This is a genomic window from Microbacterium terregens, assembly GCF_039534975.1.
Lineage (GTDB): Bacteria > Actinomycetota > Actinomycetes > Actinomycetales > Microbacteriaceae > Microbacterium > Microbacterium terregens.
In genome coordinates, this window is the sequence record NZ_BAAAWH010000005.1 from 1 (window position 1) to 14,962 (window position 14,962).

The 14,962-nt window shown below is 66.9% G+C and carries 22 protein-coding genes and 2 tRNA genes; 12 read left to right on the forward strand and 12 right to left on the reverse strand.

Annotated features, from left to right (window positions below; all coding sequences use genetic code 11):
* Nucleotides 1–64 precede the first annotated feature (64 nt).
* Nucleotides 65–832: a cache domain-containing protein gene (locus ABD655_RS16655; RefSeq protein ID WP_344710897.1), complete on the forward strand. Its 768-nt coding sequence runs from the start codon at nucleotides 65–67 to the stop codon at nucleotides 830–832.
* Between the two features lie 72 nt (nucleotides 833–904).
* Here the strand turns inward: ABD655_RS16655 and dcd (ABD655_RS16660) are convergent, their stop codons facing one another.
* On the reverse strand, nucleotides 905–1,510 hold the full coding sequence (gene dcd, locus ABD655_RS16660) for a dCTP deaminase (RefSeq protein WP_344710899.1): 606 nt from the start codon (nucleotides 1,508–1,510) through the stop codon (nucleotides 905–907).
* A 238-nt stretch (nucleotides 1,511–1,748) separates the two neighbouring features.
* On the opposite strand from dcd (ABD655_RS16660), the gene ABD655_RS16665 reads away from it, so the two are divergent.
* Nucleotides 1,749–1,822, forward strand: a tRNA-Gly gene (locus ABD655_RS16665).
* Nucleotides 1,823–2,015: 193 nt separating this feature from the next.
* Here the strand turns inward: ABD655_RS16665 and ABD655_RS16670 are convergent.
* A complete protein-coding gene (locus ABD655_RS16670; protein ID WP_344710901.1) occupies nucleotides 2,016–2,498 on the reverse strand; it encodes a hypothetical protein in 483 nt (160 codons plus the stop codon).
* Nucleotides 2,499–2,770: 272 nt separating this feature from the next.
* On the opposite strand from ABD655_RS16670, the gene ABD655_RS16675 reads away from it, so the two are divergent.
* The 3 genes from ABD655_RS16675 (at nucleotide 2,771) to ABD655_RS16685 (ending at nucleotide 3,759) form a co-directional block, all read left to right on the forward strand.
* Nucleotides 2,771–2,998, forward strand: a complete 228-nt coding sequence (locus tag ABD655_RS16675) for a hypothetical protein (RefSeq protein WP_344710904.1) — start codon at nucleotides 2,771–2,773, stop codon at nucleotides 2,996–2,998.
* 180 nt (nucleotides 2,999–3,178) lie between these two features.
* Nucleotides 3,179–3,454, forward strand: coding sequence for a YkvA family protein (locus ABD655_RS16680; RefSeq protein ID WP_344710906.1), 276 nt, complete (start codon nucleotides 3,179–3,181; stop codon nucleotides 3,452–3,454).
* 77 nt (nucleotides 3,455–3,531) lie between these two features.
* The gene (locus tag ABD655_RS16685; protein WP_344710908.1) at nucleotides 3,532–3,759 is read left to right on the forward strand and encodes an RNA-binding S4 domain-containing protein; all 228 of its coding nucleotides are present in this window, start codon (nucleotides 3,532–3,534) and stop codon (nucleotides 3,757–3,759) included.
* 58 nt (nucleotides 3,760–3,817) lie between these two features.
* Here ABD655_RS16685 and ABD655_RS16690 read toward each other — a convergent pair whose 3' ends face one another.
* Both ABD655_RS16690 and ABD655_RS16695 read right to left on the reverse strand, forming a co-directional pair.
* Nucleotides 3,818–4,285 carry a hypothetical protein gene (locus tag ABD655_RS16690; protein ID WP_344710911.1) on the reverse strand — a complete coding sequence of 156 codons (468 nt, stop codon included), beginning with the start codon at nucleotides 4,283–4,285 and terminating at the stop codon, nucleotides 3,818–3,820.
* A 149-nt stretch (nucleotides 4,286–4,434) separates the two neighbouring features.
* Entirely contained in the window at nucleotides 4,435–4,845 is a 411-nt protein-coding gene (locus ABD655_RS16695) for a hypothetical protein (RefSeq protein ID WP_344710913.1), read from the reverse strand.
* A 209-nt stretch (nucleotides 4,846–5,054) separates the two neighbouring features.
* Between ABD655_RS16695 and ABD655_RS16700 the strand changes: the two genes are divergently transcribed.
* Nucleotides 5,055–5,759: a GNAT family N-acetyltransferase gene (locus ABD655_RS16700; protein ID WP_344710915.1), complete on the forward strand. Its 705-nt coding sequence runs from the start codon at nucleotides 5,055–5,057 to the stop codon at nucleotides 5,757–5,759.
* A 30-nt stretch (nucleotides 5,760–5,789) separates the two neighbouring features.
* Here ABD655_RS16700 and ABD655_RS16705 read toward each other — a convergent pair whose 3' ends face one another.
* Both ABD655_RS16705 and ABD655_RS16710 read right to left on the reverse strand, forming a co-directional pair.
* Nucleotides 5,790–6,260, reverse strand: a complete 471-nt coding sequence (locus ABD655_RS16705; protein ID WP_344710917.1) for a hotdog fold domain-containing protein — start codon at nucleotides 6,258–6,260, stop codon at nucleotides 5,790–5,792.
* Nucleotides 6,261–6,675: 415 nt separating this feature from the next.
* Entirely contained in the window at nucleotides 6,676–7,161 is a 486-nt protein-coding gene (locus tag ABD655_RS16710; protein WP_344710919.1) for an SRPBCC family protein, read from the reverse strand.
* Between the two features lie 642 nt (nucleotides 7,162–7,803).
* On the opposite strand from ABD655_RS16710, the gene ABD655_RS16715 reads away from it, so the two are divergent.
* Both ABD655_RS16715 and ABD655_RS16720 read left to right on the forward strand, forming a co-directional pair.
* The gene (locus ABD655_RS16715) at nucleotides 7,804–8,289 is read left to right on the forward strand and encodes an SRPBCC family protein (RefSeq protein WP_344710919.1); all 486 of its coding nucleotides are present in this window, start codon (nucleotides 7,804–7,806) and stop codon (nucleotides 8,287–8,289) included.
* A 415-nt stretch (nucleotides 8,290–8,704) separates the two neighbouring features.
* A complete protein-coding gene (locus tag ABD655_RS16720; RefSeq protein WP_344710917.1) occupies nucleotides 8,705–9,175 on the forward strand; it encodes a hotdog fold domain-containing protein in 471 nt (156 codons plus the stop codon).
* A gap of 30 nt (nucleotides 9,176–9,205) precedes the next feature.
* Here the strand turns inward: ABD655_RS16720 and ABD655_RS16725 are convergent, their stop codons facing one another.
* Nucleotides 9,206–9,910 (reverse strand): GNAT family N-acetyltransferase, encoded by a 705-nt coding sequence (locus ABD655_RS16725; protein ID WP_344710915.1) that lies wholly within the window; start codon nucleotides 9,908–9,910, stop codon nucleotides 9,206–9,208.
* 209 nt (nucleotides 9,911–10,119) lie between these two features.
* Between ABD655_RS16725 and ABD655_RS16730 the strand changes: the two genes are divergently transcribed.
* Nucleotides 10,120–10,530, forward strand: a complete 411-nt coding sequence (locus ABD655_RS16730; RefSeq protein WP_344710913.1) for a hypothetical protein — start codon at nucleotides 10,120–10,122, stop codon at nucleotides 10,528–10,530.
* Nucleotides 10,531–10,679: 149 nt separating this feature from the next.
* Entirely contained in the window at nucleotides 10,680–11,147 is a 468-nt protein-coding gene (locus tag ABD655_RS16735) for a hypothetical protein (protein WP_344710911.1), read from the forward strand.
* 58 nt (nucleotides 11,148–11,205) lie between these two features.
* Here ABD655_RS16735 and ABD655_RS16740 read toward each other — a convergent pair whose 3' ends face one another.
* From ABD655_RS16740 to ABD655_RS16750, 3 genes are all read right to left on the reverse strand, one after another.
* Nucleotides 11,206–11,433, reverse strand: coding sequence for an RNA-binding S4 domain-containing protein (locus ABD655_RS16740; protein WP_344710908.1), 228 nt, complete (start codon nucleotides 11,431–11,433; stop codon nucleotides 11,206–11,208).
* A 77-nt stretch (nucleotides 11,434–11,510) separates the two neighbouring features.
* Nucleotides 11,511–11,786, reverse strand: coding sequence for a YkvA family protein (locus tag ABD655_RS16745; RefSeq protein WP_344710906.1), 276 nt, complete (start codon nucleotides 11,784–11,786; stop codon nucleotides 11,511–11,513).
* A 180-nt stretch (nucleotides 11,787–11,966) separates the two neighbouring features.
* A complete protein-coding gene (locus tag ABD655_RS16750) occupies nucleotides 11,967–12,194 on the reverse strand; it encodes a hypothetical protein (RefSeq protein ID WP_344710904.1) in 228 nt (75 codons plus the stop codon).
* Nucleotides 12,195–12,466: 272 nt separating this feature from the next.
* Between ABD655_RS16750 and ABD655_RS16755 the strand changes: the two genes are divergently transcribed.
* Nucleotides 12,467–12,949: a hypothetical protein gene (locus ABD655_RS16755; RefSeq protein ID WP_344710901.1), complete on the forward strand. Its 483-nt coding sequence runs from the start codon at nucleotides 12,467–12,469 to the stop codon at nucleotides 12,947–12,949.
* A gap of 193 nt (nucleotides 12,950–13,142) precedes the next feature.
* Here ABD655_RS16755 and ABD655_RS16760 read toward each other — a convergent pair.
* A tRNA-Gly gene (locus tag ABD655_RS16760) sits at nucleotides 13,143–13,216 on the reverse strand.
* Between the two features lie 238 nt (nucleotides 13,217–13,454).
* Between ABD655_RS16760 and dcd (ABD655_RS16765) the strand changes: the two genes are divergently transcribed.
* Nucleotides 13,455–14,060 (forward strand): dCTP deaminase, encoded by a 606-nt coding sequence (gene dcd, locus ABD655_RS16765; RefSeq protein WP_344710899.1) that lies wholly within the window; start codon nucleotides 13,455–13,457, stop codon nucleotides 14,058–14,060.
* A gap of 72 nt (nucleotides 14,061–14,132) precedes the next feature.
* On the opposite strand, the gene ABD655_RS16770 is transcribed toward dcd (ABD655_RS16765), so the two are convergent.
* The gene (locus ABD655_RS16770) at nucleotides 14,133–14,900 is read right to left on the reverse strand and encodes a cache domain-containing protein (protein WP_344710897.1); all 768 of its coding nucleotides are present in this window, start codon (nucleotides 14,898–14,900) and stop codon (nucleotides 14,133–14,135) included.
* Nucleotides 14,901–14,962: the final 62 nt, after the last annotated feature.

Below are 14,962 nucleotides of genomic sequence, written 5' to 3' on the forward strand. Positions count from 1 at the left end.
ACTGGCTGGTGGACGAGAAGGTCCGGATCGAGGCGTCCGCCGACCTCACCCGGGAGGGAGCGTGATGAATCCCCCGACGTTGGGAACGACCGCGAGCGTGTCGCCGGTGCACATCGCGGAGCGCGTCGCCGAAACCATCGACCGGCTGTTCACGACCATCGACGAATGGCGCGATCTCCTGCAGGCGCACCTCGCCGCGGATCACGCTCCGAACGCCGCGACGCTCGATCCGCTCGTGGAGGCGTTCGCCGTTCCGGCGCTCGCCGCCGATGGTCTCGTCACGGGGGCCGGTTTCGTGGCCGCCCCCGGAGTTCTCTCCGATGCGCACTGGCATCTTGCCTGGTGGCTCGGCGGAGGTGACGGCATCCGTCGTCTTGCCACGGTGGACGATCCAGCGAGCGATCAGTTCCGCGACTACACGGCGCTGGAGTGGTGGCGCCTGCCCGCCAAGACCGGAAACCGCCATGTGACCGGGCCGTACGTGGACTACGTGTGCACCGACGACTACACCGTCACCATCACCAGCCCGGTCGTCGTGGATGACCGGCTGCTGGGCGTCGTCGGCACCGACGTGCTCGTGGACCGGCTCGAGCACGAGCTGCTGCCTCTGCTGCGGGCCGGCGACGAGTCGATCGCGGTCGTCAACGCGTCGGGCCGGATCGTCACGGCGACCGACGCACGCCGAGAGCCCGGATCCATGCTGAGGCTGGCGGATCTGGCTGACGCACTGATCCCCCTGCGCGACTCTCAGCCCGTGCGCACACGGCTTGCGGCCGGAGTCGAGGTCATCGCGTGCGGGGATACGTCGCTCGCGCTCGTGGTGGGCATCTAGCCGCTACCGGCGAGCGCAGACGGTCACGTCGTCTTCGGTCGCGCACTCCGGCGTCGCTGACGGCTGGCGTGCTCAGCGCCCGCCGGCCCCGGCATCCGTTGTTCCCACATCGCTGCGGTGGAAATTCTGGAATGAGCGGGATGCCGTCGGCCCCCGTTGGCCCTGATACCGATTGCCGTAGGGGCCCGAGCCGTAGGGGTTCTCCGTCGGCGAGGACAGGCGGAAGAAGCACAACTGGCCGATCTTCATGCCCGGCCACAGCTTGATCGGCAGGGTCGCTACGTTCGACAGCTCGAGGGTCACGTGGCCGGTGAATCCCGGGTCGATGAATCCGGCGGTGGAGTGCGTCAGCAGTCCGAGCCGGCCGAGCGAGGACTTGCCCTCGAGCCGGGCCGCGATGTCGTCCGGGAGCGTGATGAGCTCGAACGTGCTGCCGAGGACGAACTCGCCGGGGTGCAGGATGAACGGCTCCAGCGGGGTGGTCTCGATCAGGTGCGTCAGCTCGGGTTGGTCCTCGGCCGGATCGATGAACGGATACTTGTGGTTGTCGAAGAGCCGGAAGTAGCGATCCAGTCGCACGTCCACACTCGACGGCTGGACCATCTCGGGTTCCCACGGCTCGAGCCCGATGCGTCGGGCGTCGATCTCGAGGCGGATGTCGCGGTCTGAGAGCAGCACGCCGCAAGCCTAGCGAGCATCCGTTGGGGTGGGATGCCGCTGCCTCCGTCGTCGTCCGCCGCTCCCTTGTCATCGTCTGCCGCTCCCCTGTCGTCGGCTCCCCCGTCGTCGTCGGCCGCTCCCCTGTCGCGATCGGCGCGCCCGACGACGTGTTGTGACAGCCGAGCGCTCGACGTACGTCGCGCGGGCTCGGCGCCGTGGAGCTTTTGTTATGCTGGCTCCGCGCCTCACGGCGTGCGGGGATGTAGTTCAATGGCAGAACTTCAGCTTCCCAAGCTGATAGCGCGGGTTCGATTCCCGTCATCCCCTCCAATGTGAGTTCTCACGCGGGTTGAGACATTCGCGGCCTCGTTGAGACCCTCGAGACTGCACGATCTCAGCGCCGACAGGTTCGGACCGCCGATCCTCCCAGTGCGCGCGAATATGGGTAGGCCGGAAAGCGCAAGCGCTGCCACCGAGCGACGAGAGCCCACTCACGGCCTCGCCGCTTTTCCGGCCTCGTTGGTCACCCCGCGGGTCGGACCAGAACGAGCCAGGCTCCGATGACACCGCCGATGAATGCGACCAGAGCCGCGATTGCGACCAGGAACAGCCCAGCAGTGAACCCCAACAGGAGCCCTGTGCCGCCGAGGAGTATCAGTGCCGCGGTCGTGATGTTCGGGTTCAGCTTCTCCAGAATCCGCTCGAGTGGTGCGACGGTGGCCGCCCGCTCGGCACGACTGCCCAGCACGATCAGGGATGCCGCCATGAGTAGCGAGACGGCGATCAGCTCTACCCCGAGGATCCATCCGGCAGGGTTCGGCAGTGCTATCGCGATGCTTGCGGCCAGTACGCCTACGAAGATGGTCAGAATCTGTGCGAGGCGAGCACGCAGCACCTTCGACTGGGCGATGTGCTCCGCGCGAACCGACACGGCAACGAAGAGAAGACCCACAAGCGCTGCAGACGCGCCACCCGTGATGACCGCGAAGTCTGTCCAACCTGCCATGGCGCCAACGGTACCGCTCTGCACCGGATTCAGAACCGCGCGGCGGTCATGGGGTTGAGCGCTAGTCCGAGGAATCAGATCCGACGCCCTGACGAACTGTCGGCTTGCTCCCGGCCCGTCTTGCGCCTGACGGCCCGTCGGACAACCCGGGCCGCCACGCGATTCACGCTCCGCGATGCGCTGGCGTCTCGCGGTAGCGGTCGAGCTCGCGGGGACGATGGCTCGACGGCTGTCACCTTACGGTCGGCGCCCATCGATGACAGTCTGAGCGGATGAAAACCATCGAGTGGTGGCCGCTGCTGGACGGTGACGCGCAGGCGTGGCTGATTGCCCACAACGGCGACGCCGTCTCCACAGAGGTCTTGAGCAAGATCGTGGCAGCAGGCGGGTCATTGACATCGGACGCGTGGTGGATCGGTGAAGCCGGAACCGAGGGGTTCTATCTCTCCGACGAAGCAGTCGACTGGATCGAAGCGACCGCGAACGACGAGTCTGCCTGATCGCGTTCCCGGCCGACGCACTTGCGCCACAGGGGCAGGAGATTCGGCCGGGACAGCGGACCTCATCAAGGCGCACCGGGGTATCACCGAGATCACTCAAGACTTGGTGATCGCTGTGAACTTGCAGTCAAACTTCCGCAGCAGTCCGGCATTGTTCACGTCCTGGCGCACACTGGGCGAATGTGGTGGAGTTTCCTCAAGGCCGTCAAGAGGCGGCAGCATCGCGTCGCGCCGACGACGTGGGTCGCCGCGATCGCCGCTGTCATCTACACGTTCGCGCCGATCGACCTGATCCCCGAACTTGTACTCGGCCCCTTGGGCTTCGTAGACGACATCGGCCTCTGGGGTATCTTCGCCATCCTCCTCACGCGCGAGCAGCGGCGGTGGCTGACCGGACTCTCGCAGAGAGCGCCTGACGCGCGCGATCTCGGGAACCGCCCGCCGGCTCATCCCTGACGGCTGTCATAGGTCGCGTGACCTTGCGCGGAACCCGACGGTCCTGCGGGCAGGACCTGGTCGGCTAGCATTCCGGCATGACGAACCCGGCTCCGATCGACGACGTTCCGATCGGCGGCGAGATCATCCGCCTCGGGCAGTTCCTGAAGTTCGCTGGGCTCCTCGACTCCGGTGGAGACGTCAAAGAGGCCATCATCGACGGCTACGTGAGCGTGAACGGCGAGGTCGACCGTCGCCGCGGACGGCAGCTTCAGCTCGGCGACATCGTCACCTTCGAGGGGCGCAGGGTCCGCGTCTGCCCGTGAGGGCGCCGGTCCCCAACGGGGGCGGGTATCGGGAACCCTCGATTGAGCCTCGTCGCCCTCAGCTCCCGTACCACTCGCCCGAGTTCGCCCCACGGCGGTGGTGGATTCTTCCTCCATCGATGGGGGCGGTTTCGTGACCGGCCAGATCGTGCACCCAGGGCGGCTGCTGGTCCATGGTCACCGACCCTGCGCCTGTCGTGAAGTAGGCGACGATCGGAGGGCTCGCGACGAACTCGGTCGCGATGATGGCCGCACCGGGAATGCGGACCAGCGCGTTGCGCGCGTGCAGATCGCGCATGAGCACGGCGAACTCGTTCGGGTCGTCGGATGCCGGTTCCTGCGGGGCGACGGGCAACTCCGAGCGCAACTGGCCGACGATCTCCCGCCGTTGCGCTGCGGAAAGCCGCGTGTAGGCGGCCGCGTACGCTCTGTCGGCGATACTCGCGGGAACGTTCCCGAGGACATAGGCATACCGAGCGATCCGCTCGTCTTCGCTGATGGCGTGTTCTGCGTGGCGCCTTTTCACTGTCGCTCCTGGGTGATGAGCGTCAGCGTACGCCCGCCCGGACGCCCTGTCGATGGCGCACTGATCGCAGATCGAGGCGCTCGCGGGCGCCCTCGACCTGGTCAGCGGGATCACCGGGATCCTTCGCCGGATCAGCCCGCCGGCTCCGATCAGGCTTGCGTCGAGGTCGTGTCTGCCTTCGCAAGGAGGCGTCGCACACCTCCGCGGGCGAGCATGAGAACGATGATCAGCGCGGTCACCTGGAAGAAGCCGCCGAGGCGGACGGCGTCGCCGAAAACGAGCGCGACCAGCTCGAGCACGAGGAACTTGCTCCCCGGAAGCACAAGCAGGAGAGTGATCGCACTGACGATGCGAACCGCGGATGTCTTGGCCGTCCGGATCCTGTTCACGATCTTCTTCTTCGCCCACAGCACCACCTCGAGTACGACCTTCAGCAGGATCGCGGTCAGAAGGGCCAACAAGAACGATTCGGAGATGACGTCCGGGAACAGCTGGATGAAGACTCCGAGCACCACCAGGTAGATCAGGACATCGACGAGGTCGATCGGACGGACACGCACCCAGGGAGTGTATCGACGGGCCCGTCGGACGAATGCCCGCAGGTCGATCCTCACCGGGGACGTGTCGTCACGAGCCGCATCGATTCCGGATCGCACGACGCGGAATGCCGCGTCGACCGCCGTCGTTGCCACAGTGGCCTGTCCGGATCATCGCGGAACCCGATCACGCAGCCAGCCGGCGGGCAACAGCGAACCGGAGCACGCCAGACATGACAGAAGTCCTATCCCCTCATCACGATGCCACCGTGCTCGACAATGCCGCCTGGCACGCGCTGTCCGGTCCCCACGCGCGCTTCGCGGAGGGTGATGACCTGGTGCGCCGCTACCAGTCCGACGTCGCCCCCTTCGTGGCGGTGCGGAGTTGGGATGATGCGCGGGTATGGGATTCACTGATCGACCTGGTCGGACACGGGGCGGAGATCGGTCTGTCCGGCGGTGTGCCCGATTTCCCCGATGGCTGGGAGGAATTGTGGCGCGGCGAAGGAGTGCAGCTCGTCGAGACCGACGCGCTCCACCCGGTACCGGACCCAGAAACTGTCCTCCTCGGGGTGGCCGACGTGCCGGAGATGCTCGCGCTGGTCGAACGCAACCAGCCTGGCCCCTTCCTGCCGCGCACGCATGAACTCGGGCGCTACATCGGATTCCGTCGCGAAGGGCGTCTCGTGGCGATGGCGGGCGAGCGCCTGCACCCGGCTGGCTGGACAGAGATCAGTGCGGTCTCCACCGACGATGCGTACCGGCGGCAGGGGCTGGCATCACGGCTCGTGCTGGATGCCGCGTTCCACATCCAGCAGCGGGGAGACCGTGCGCTCATGCACGCGGCGGCGACGAATGTCGGAGCGATCGCGGCATACGAGCGTCTCGGCTTCGCGCTTCGCTCGCGCACGACGTTTGCCGGGGTCCGCGTTCCCTGACCGGGATGAGGACAACCGCGGCCGCGAGGATCAGCCCTGTAAGCCGAGCCGCCAGCGCACGGTGGCTCGAGCCACGACCTCGCCGCTGCGGTCGATGCAGTCAGCAGTGACGTCGAAATCCGTGTCCCCTGTGACCGCGGGCGCGGTGACATGACACACCGCGCGGATGGAGCCACGCGCCTTCTTGAAGTACTGCACCGACATCGCGGAGACGATGCCTCGGGTGCCGTCGGGAAGGTCCGTCAGCAGCGCGAGACCACTGGCCTGCTCCGCGACGTTAACGAGCGCCACGGCGTGGACAGAGCCAAGGTGCTGCCGGTTGGCGCGCCGGTCCGGGATTTCGACCTCGGCGTGACCTGGCGCGAGTACGCGGATGTGCGGGCGCACCGACCGCGAATAGGGCACGCGCCAGCCGAAGATCAGGGAGAAGAGCCAGGTGCCGCCGGGCAGCGGGCTCAGCCGGCGCCACAGTCGCAGGAGGACCTTCCCGGGAGATCGCATAGGAAGATGCTGGCCCTTCGCACCGACGCCGCCTAATCGCCGTCTCACGTTCACGCGGTTCCCGCAGCGACGAAGGGCTGTGCCGGTAGGGCTGCGTCAGTCCGCGGACGCCATGTCCGCCACCTCTCGCACGGTGTCGGCGACCTCCTCGGGAATCGCCGCCTCCATGAAGTGTGGGGAATCCACACTGCGGAGTTCGCCGGCGCGAAGCGGTCCACGAACGTCTGCAGGACACCGGGATATCGGGCGGCATACTCCGGAGTCGCCCAGCTGTACTCCACGCGCGGCTCCGCCGCGGCCGCCAGATAGATCATCGGGACGGCAGGCTGGAGACTGATGGCCGGATTGACGTGCAGCACCCCCCTTCCGGTGCCCCGGTCGGCTTTCGGGCGGTCGCCGCGCCGACCAGTCGCGGTCATTGCTCCGGCTCCTTTGAATCGATCGTGGATACTGCCGAAGTGGACTGCTCGATGACCCGCGCCTGCTCTGACGTCAGTCGATCTCCGCGGCGAGCTGAGCCGAGTCGGAGGAGGGGCTCAAGCAGCCGTACCCAGCCGCGCGGTTGCATGGTGACTCGCGTGGTGACGTCGCAGGATGTCGACGACACCGGTGTGATCGTCGTCGAGAGCGCGAAGCCCAGCGGCGATCCGGGATGGTCGAACGCGATCCGCCGCGGAGGGTCGAACTCGGTGATCGAGTATGCCGTCTCGCTCGTTCGCCCGTGCTCGGACCGGACCATCACGGCCCGGCCGCCCACTCCCGCTGGGCCGTCGTCGAGACGTCGTATTGCGACGACTTCAGCTTCCCACCGCGGATGATTCTCGAAGACATGCGTTCCGATGACATCGAAAGCAGCTTCTGCGCTGCGGTTGACGCGTCGGGTCTTGACGTAGGTGATCATGCTGCTTCTCCTTCTTCAGGTAGCGGCGGCCTGTCCGTCGCGTTCGACGAGGTCACTGAAGGTGACCCCGACGGTGGCGGCCGCATCAGCGGCTCTCGTCGCGGCTCGAGTCGGCAGAGGCAGCAGGCATTCGGTGAGCACGTGAAAGCTCCATGCTTTGAATTCCACGAGCTGCCAGCCGCGGGCCCGGTATGCGTTGAACGTCGGAGCGCTCTGTACGACATCGATGATGTCGACGGCGCGAGGGATGGGAAGCGCTAGCGGCGCGCGCAGACCGGCGGCCGTCGACCGCGGCCGCCGCCGGCGCCTTCGCCGACATCGACGACCGGCGCCGGGAGGCTTTCCGGGTATCGTCACGGCCGCCGGTCTGCCGCGCGCGCGCTAGCGCTTCCCATCCCTCGCGCCGTCGACATCATCGATGTCGTACAGAGCGCTCCGACGTTCAACGCATACCGGGCCCGCGGCTGGCAGCTCGTGGAATTCAAAGCATGGAGCTTTCACGTGCTCACCGAATGCCTGCTGCCTCTGCCGACTCGAGCCGCGACGAGAGCCGCTGATGCGGCCGCCACCGTCGGGGTCACCTTCAGTGACCTCGTCGAACGCGACGGACAGGCCGCCGCTACCTGAAGAAGGAGAAGCAGCATGATCACCTACGTCAAGACCCGACGCGTCAACCGCAGCGCAGAAGCTGCTTTCGATGTCATCGGAACGCATGTCTTCGAGAATCATCCGCGGTGGGAAGCTGAAGTCGTCGCAATACGACGTCTCGACGACGGCCCAGCGGGAGTGGGCGGCCGGGCCGTGATGGTCCGGTCCGAGCACGGGCGAACGAGCGAGACGGCATACTCGATCACCGAGTTCGACCCTCCGCGGCGGATCGCGTTCGACCATCCCGGATCGCCGCTGGGCTTCGCGCTCTCGACGACGATCACACCGGTGTCGTCGACATCCTGCGACGTCACCACGCGAGTCACCATGCAACCGCGCGGCTGGGTACGGCTGCTTGAGCCCCTCCTCCGACTCGGCTCAGCTCGCCGCGGAGATCGACTGACGTCAGAGCAGGCGCGGGTCATCGAGCAGTCCACTTCGGCAGTATCCACGATCGATTCAAAGGAGCCGGAGCAATGACCGCGACTGGTCGGCGCGGCGACCGCCCGAAAGCCGACCGGGGCACCGGAAGGGGGGTGCTGCACGTCAATCCGGCCATCAGTCTCCAGCCTGCCGTCCCGATGATCTATCTGGCGGCCGCGGCGGAGCCGCGCGTGGAGTACAGCTGGGCGACTCCGGAGTATGCCGCCCGATATCCCGGTGTCCTGCAGACGTTCGTGGACCGCTTCGCGCCGGCGAACTCCGCAGTGTGGATTCCCCACACTTCATGGAGGCGGCGATTCCCGAGGAGGTCGCCGACACCGTGCGAGAGGTGGCGGACATGGCGTCCGCGGACTGACGCAGCCCTACCGGCACAGCCCTTCGTCGCTGCGGGAACCGCGTGAACGTGAGACGGCGATTAGGCGGCGTCGGTGCGAAGGGCCAGCATCTTCCTATGCGATCTCCCGGGAAGGTCCTCCTGCGACTGTGGCGCCGGCTGAGCCCGCTGCCCGGCGGCACCTGGCTCTTCTCCCTGATCTTCGGCTGGCGCGTGCCCTATTCGCGGTCGGTGCGCCCGCACATCCGCGTACTCGCGCCAGGTCACGCCGAGGTCGAAATCCCGGACCGGCGCGCCAACCGGCAGCACCTTGGCTCTGTCCACGCCGTGGCGCTCGTTAACGTCGCGGAGCAGGCCAGTGGTCTCGCGCTGCTGACGGACCTTCCCGACGGCACCCGAGGCATCGTCTCCGCGATGTCGGTGCAGTACTTCAAGAAGGCGCGTGGCTCCATCCGCGCGGTGTGTCATGTCACCGCGCCCGCGGTCACAGGGGACACGGATTTCGACGTCACTGCTGACTGCATCGACCGCAGCGGCGAGGTCGTGGCTCGAGCCACCGTGCGCTGGCGGCTCGGCTTACAGGGCTGATCCTCGCGGCCGCGGTTGTCCTCATCCCGGTCAGGGAACGCGGACCCCGGCAAACGTCGTGCGCGAGCGAAGCGCGAAGCCGAGACGCTCGTATGCCGCGATCGCTCCGACATTCGTCGCCGCCGCGTGCATGAGCGCACGGTCTCCCCGCTGCTGGATGTGGAACGCGGCATCCAGCACGAGCCGTGATGCCAGCCCCTGCCGCCGGTACGCATCGTCGGTGGAGACCGCACTGATCTCTGTCCAGCCAGCCGGGTGCAGGCGCTCGCCCGCCATCGCCACGAGACGCCCTTCGCGACGGAATCCGATGTAGCGCCCGAGTTCATGCGTGCGCGGCAGGAAGGGGCCAGGCTGGTTGCGTTCGACCAGCGCGAGCATCTCCGGCACGTCGGCCACCCCGAGGAGGACAGTTTCTGGGTCCGGTACCGGGTGGAGCGCGTCGGTCTCGACGAGCTGCACTCCTTCGCCGCGCCACAATTCCTCCCAGCCATCGGGGAAATCGGGCACACCGCCGGACAGACCGATCTCCGCCCCGTGTCCGACCAGGTCGATCAGTGAATCCCATACCCGCGCATCATCCCAACTCCGCACCGCCACGAAGGGGGCGACGTCGGACTGGTAGCGGCGCACCAGGTCATCACCCTCCGCGAAGCGCGCGTGGGGACCGGACAGCGCGTGCCAGGCGGCATTGTCGAGCACGGTGGCATCGTGATGAGGGGATAGGACTTCTGTCATGTCTGGCGTGCTCCGGTTCGCTGTTGCCCGCCGGCTGGCTGCGTGATCGGGTTCCGCGATGATCCGGACAGGCCACTGTGGCAACGACGGCGGTCGACGCGGCATTCCGCGTCGTGCGATCCGGAATCGATGCGGCTCGTGACGACACGTCCCCGGTGAGGATCGACCTGCGGGCATTCGTCCGACGGGCCCGTCGATACACTCCCTGGGTGCGTGTCCGTCCGATCGACCTCGTCGATGTCCTGATCTACCTGGTGGTGCTCGGAGTCTTCATCCAGCTGTTCCCGGACGTCATCTCCGAATCGTTCTTGTTGGCCCTTCTGACCGCGATCCTGCTGAAGGTCGTACTCGAGGTGGTGCTGTGGGCGAAGAAGAAGATCGTGAACAGGATCCGGACGGCCAAGACATCCGCGGTTCGCATCGTCAGTGCGATCACTCTCCTGCTTGTGCTTCCGGGGAGCAAGTTCCTCGTGCTCGAGCTGGTCGCGCTCGTTTTCGGCGACGCCGTCCGCCTCGGCGGCTTCTTCCAGGTGACCGCGCTGATCATCGTTCTCATGCTCGCCCGCGGAGGTGTGCGACGCCTCCTTGCGAAGGCAGACACGACCTCGACGCAAGCCTGATCGGAGCCGGCGGGCTGATCCGGCGAAGGATCCCGGTGATCCCGCTGACCAGGTCGAGGGCGCCCGCGAGCGCCTCGATCTGCGATCAGTGCGCCATCGACAGGGCGTCCGGGCGGGCGTACGCTGACGCTCATCACCCAGGAGCGACAGTGAAAAGGCGCCACGCAGAACACGCCATCAGCGAAGACGAGCGGATCGCTCGGTATGCCTATGTCCTCGGGAACGTTCCCGCGAGTATCGCCGACAGAGCGTACGCGGCCGCCTACACGCGGCTTTCCGCAGCGCAACGGCGGGAGATCGTCGGCCAGTTGCGCTCGGAGTTGCCCGTCGCCCCGCAGGAACCGGCATCCGACGACCCGAACGAGTTCGCCGTGCTCATGCGCGATCTGCACGCGCGCAACGCGCTGGTCCGCATTCCCGGTGCGGCCATCATCGCGACCGAGTTCGTCGCGAGCCCTCCGATCGTCGCCTACTTCACGACAGGCGCAGGGTCGGTGACCATGGACCAGCAGCCGCCCTGGGTGCACGATCTGGCCGGTCACGAAACCGCCCCCATCGATGGAGGAAGAATCCACCACCGCCGTGGGGCGAACTCGGGCGAGTGGTACGGGAGCTGAGGGCGACGAGGCTCAATCGAGGGTTCCCGATACCCGCCCCCGTTGGGGACCGGCGCCCTCACGGGCAGACGCGGACCCTGCGCCCCTCGAAGGTGACGATGTCGCCGAGCTGAAGCTGCCGTCCGCGGCGACGGTCGACCTCGCCGTTCACGCTCACGTAGCCGTCGATGATGGCCTCTTTGACGTCTCCACCGGAGTCGAGGAGCCCAGCGAACTTCAGGAACTGCCCGAGGCGGATGATCTCGCCGCCGATCGGAACGTCGTCGATCGGAGCCGGGTTCGTCATGCCGGAATGCTAGCCGACCAGGTCCTGCCCGCAGGACCGTCGGGTTCCGCGCAAGGTCACGCGACCTATGACAGCCGTCAGGGATGAGCCGGCGGGCGGTTCCCGAGATCGCGCGCGTCAGGCGCTCTCTGCGAGAGTCCGGTCAGCCACCGCCGCTGCTCGCGCGTGAGGAGGATGGCGAAGATACCCCAGAGGCCGATGTCGTCTACGAAGCCCAAGGGGCCGAGTACAAGTTCGGGGATCAGGTCGATCGGCGCGAACGTGTAGATGACAGCGGCGATCGCGGCGACCCACGTCGTCGGCGCGACGCGATGCTGCCGCCTCTTGACGGCCTTGAGGAAACTCCACCACATTCGCCCAGTGTGCGCCAGGACGTGAACAATGCCGGACTGCTGCGGAAGTTTGACTGCAAGTTCACAGCGATCACCAAGTCTTGAGTGATCTCGGTGATACCCCGGTGCGCCTTGATGAGGTCCGCTGTCCCGGCCGAATCTCCTGCCCCTGTGGCGCAAGTGCGTCGGCCGGGAACGCGATCAGGCAGACTCGTCGTTCGCGGTCGCTTCGATCCAGTCGACTGCTTCGTCGGAGAGATAGAACCCCTCGGTTCCGGCTTCACCGATCCACCACGCGTCCGATGTCAATGACCCGCCTGCTGCCACGATCTTGCTCAAGACCTCTGTGGAGACGGCGTCGCCGTTGTGGGCAATCAGCCACGCCTGCGCGTCACCGTCCAGCAGCGGCCACCACTCGATGGTTTTCATCCGCTCAGACTGTCATCGATGGGCGCCGACCGTAAGGTGACAGCCGTCGAGCCATCGTCCCCGCGAGCTCGACCGCTACCGCGAGACGCCAGCGCATCGCGGAGCGTGAATCGCGTGGCGGCCCGGGTTGTCCGACGGGCCGTCAGGCGCAAGACGGGCCGGGAGCAAGCCGACAGTTCGTCAGGGCGTCGGATCTGATTCCTCGGACTAGCGCTCAACCCCATGACCGCCGCGCGGTTCTGAATCCGGTGCAGAGCGGTACCGTTGGCGCCATGGCAGGTTGGACAGACTTCGCGGTCATCACGGGTGGCGCGTCTGCAGCGCTTGTGGGTCTTCTCTTCGTTGCCGTGTCGGTTCGCGCGGAGCACATCGCCCAGTCGAAGGTGCTGCGTGCTCGCCTCGCACAGATTCTGACCATCTTCGTAGGCGTACTGGCCGCAAGCATCGCGATAGCACTGCCGAACCCTGCCGGATGGATCCTCGGGGTAGAGCTGATCGCCGTCTCGCTACTCATGGCGGCATCCCTGATCGTGCTGGGCAGTCGTGCCGAGCGGGCGGCCACCGTCGCACCACTCGAGCGGATTCTGGAGAAGCTGAACCCGAACATCACGACCGCGGCACTGATACTCCTCGGCGGCACAGGGCTCCTGTTGGGGTTCACTGCTGGGCTGTTCCTGGTCGCAATCGCGGCTCTGGTCGCATTCATCGGCGGTGTCATCGGAGCCTGGCTCGTTCTGGTCCGACCCGCGGGGTGACCAACGAGGCCGGAAAAGCGGCGAGGCCGTGAGTGGGCTCTCGTCGCTCGGTGGCAGCGCTTGCGCTTTCCGGCCTACCCATATTCGCGCGCACTGGGAGGATCGGCGGTCCGAACCTGTCGGCGCTGAGATCGTGCAGTCTCGAGGGTCTCAACGAGGCCGCGAATGTCTCAACCCGCGTGAGAACTCACATTGGAGGGGATGACGGGAATCGAACCCGCGCTATCAGCTTGGGAAGCTGAAGTTCTGCCATTGAACTACATCCCCGCACGCCGTGAGGCGCGGAGCCAGCATAACAAAAGCTCCACGGCGCCGAGCCCGCGCGACGTACGTCGAGCGCTCGGCTGTCACAACACGTCGTCGGGCGCGCCGATCGCGACAGGGGAGCGGCCGACGACGACGGGGGAGCCGACGACAGGGGAGCGGCAGACGATGACAAGGGAGCGGCGGACGACGACGGAGGCAGCGGCATCCCACCCCAACGGATGCTCGCTAGGCTTGCGGCGTGCTGCTCTCAGACCGCGACATCCGCCTCGAGATCGACGCCCGACGCATCGGGCTCGAGCCGTGGGAACCCGAGATGGTCCAGCCGTCGAGTGTGGACGTGCGACTGGATCGCTACTTCCGGCTCTTCGACAACCACAAGTATCCGTTCATCGATCCGGCCGAGGACCAACCCGAGCTGACGCACCTGATCGAGACCACCCCGCTGGAGCCGTTCATCCTGCACCCCGGCGAGTTCGTCCTCGGCAGCACGTTCGAGCTCATCACGCTCCCGGACGACATCGCGGCCCGGCTCGAGGGCAAGTCCTCGCTCGGCCGGCTCGGACTGCTGACGCACTCCACCGCCGGATTCATCGACCCGGGATTCACCGGCCACGTGACCCTCGAGCTGTCGAACGTAGCGACCCTGCCGATCAAGCTGTGGCCGGGCATGAAGATCGGCCAGTTGTGCTTCTTCCGCCTGTCCTCGCCGACGGAGAACCCCTACGGCTCGGGCCCCTACGGCAATCGGTATCAGGGCCAACGGGGGCCGACGGCATCCCGCTCATTCCAGAATTTCCACCGCAGCGATGTGGGAACAACGGATGCCGGGGCCGGCGGGCGCTGAGCACGCCAGCCGTCAGCGACGCCGGAGTGCGCGACCGAAGACGACGTGACCGTCTGCGCTCGCCGGTAGCGGCTAGATGCCCACCACGAGCGCGAGCGACGTATCCCCGCACGCGATGACCTCGACTCCGGCCGCAAGCCGTGTGCGCACGGGCTGAGAGTCGCGCAGGGGGATCAGTGCGTCAGCCAGATCCGCCAGCCTCAGCATGGATCCGGGCTCTCGGCGTGCGTCGGTCGCCGTGACGATCCGGCCCGACGCGTTGACGACCGCGATCGACTCGTCGCCGGCCCGCAGCAGAGGCAGCAGCTCGTGCTCGAGCCGGTCCACGAGCACGTCGGTGCCGACGACGCCCAGCAGCCGGTCATCCACGACGACCGGGCTGGTGATGGTGACGGTGTAGTCGTCGGTGCACACGTAGTCCACGTACGGCCCGGTCACATGGCGGTTTCCGGTCTTGGCGGGCAGGCGCCACCACTCCAGCGCCGTGTAGTCGCGGAACTGATCGCTCGCTGGATCGTCCACCGTGGCAAGACGACGGATGCCGTCACCTCCGCCGAGCCACCAGGCAAGATGCCAGTGCGCATCGGAGAGAACTCCGGGGGCGGCCACGAAACCGGCCCCCGTGACGAGACCATCGGCGGCGAGCGCCGGAACGGCGAACGCCTCCACGAGCGGATCGAGCGTCGCGGCGTTCGGAGCGTGATCCGCGGCGAGGTGCGCCTGCAGGAGATCGCGCCATTCGTCGATGGTCGTGAACAGCCGGTCGATGGTTTCGGCGACGCGCTCCGCGATGTGCACCGGCGACACGCTCGCGGTCGTTCCCAACGTCGGGGGATTCATCACGCTCCCTCCCGGGTGAGGTCGGCGGACGCCTCGATCCGGACCTTCTCGTTCCACCAGCC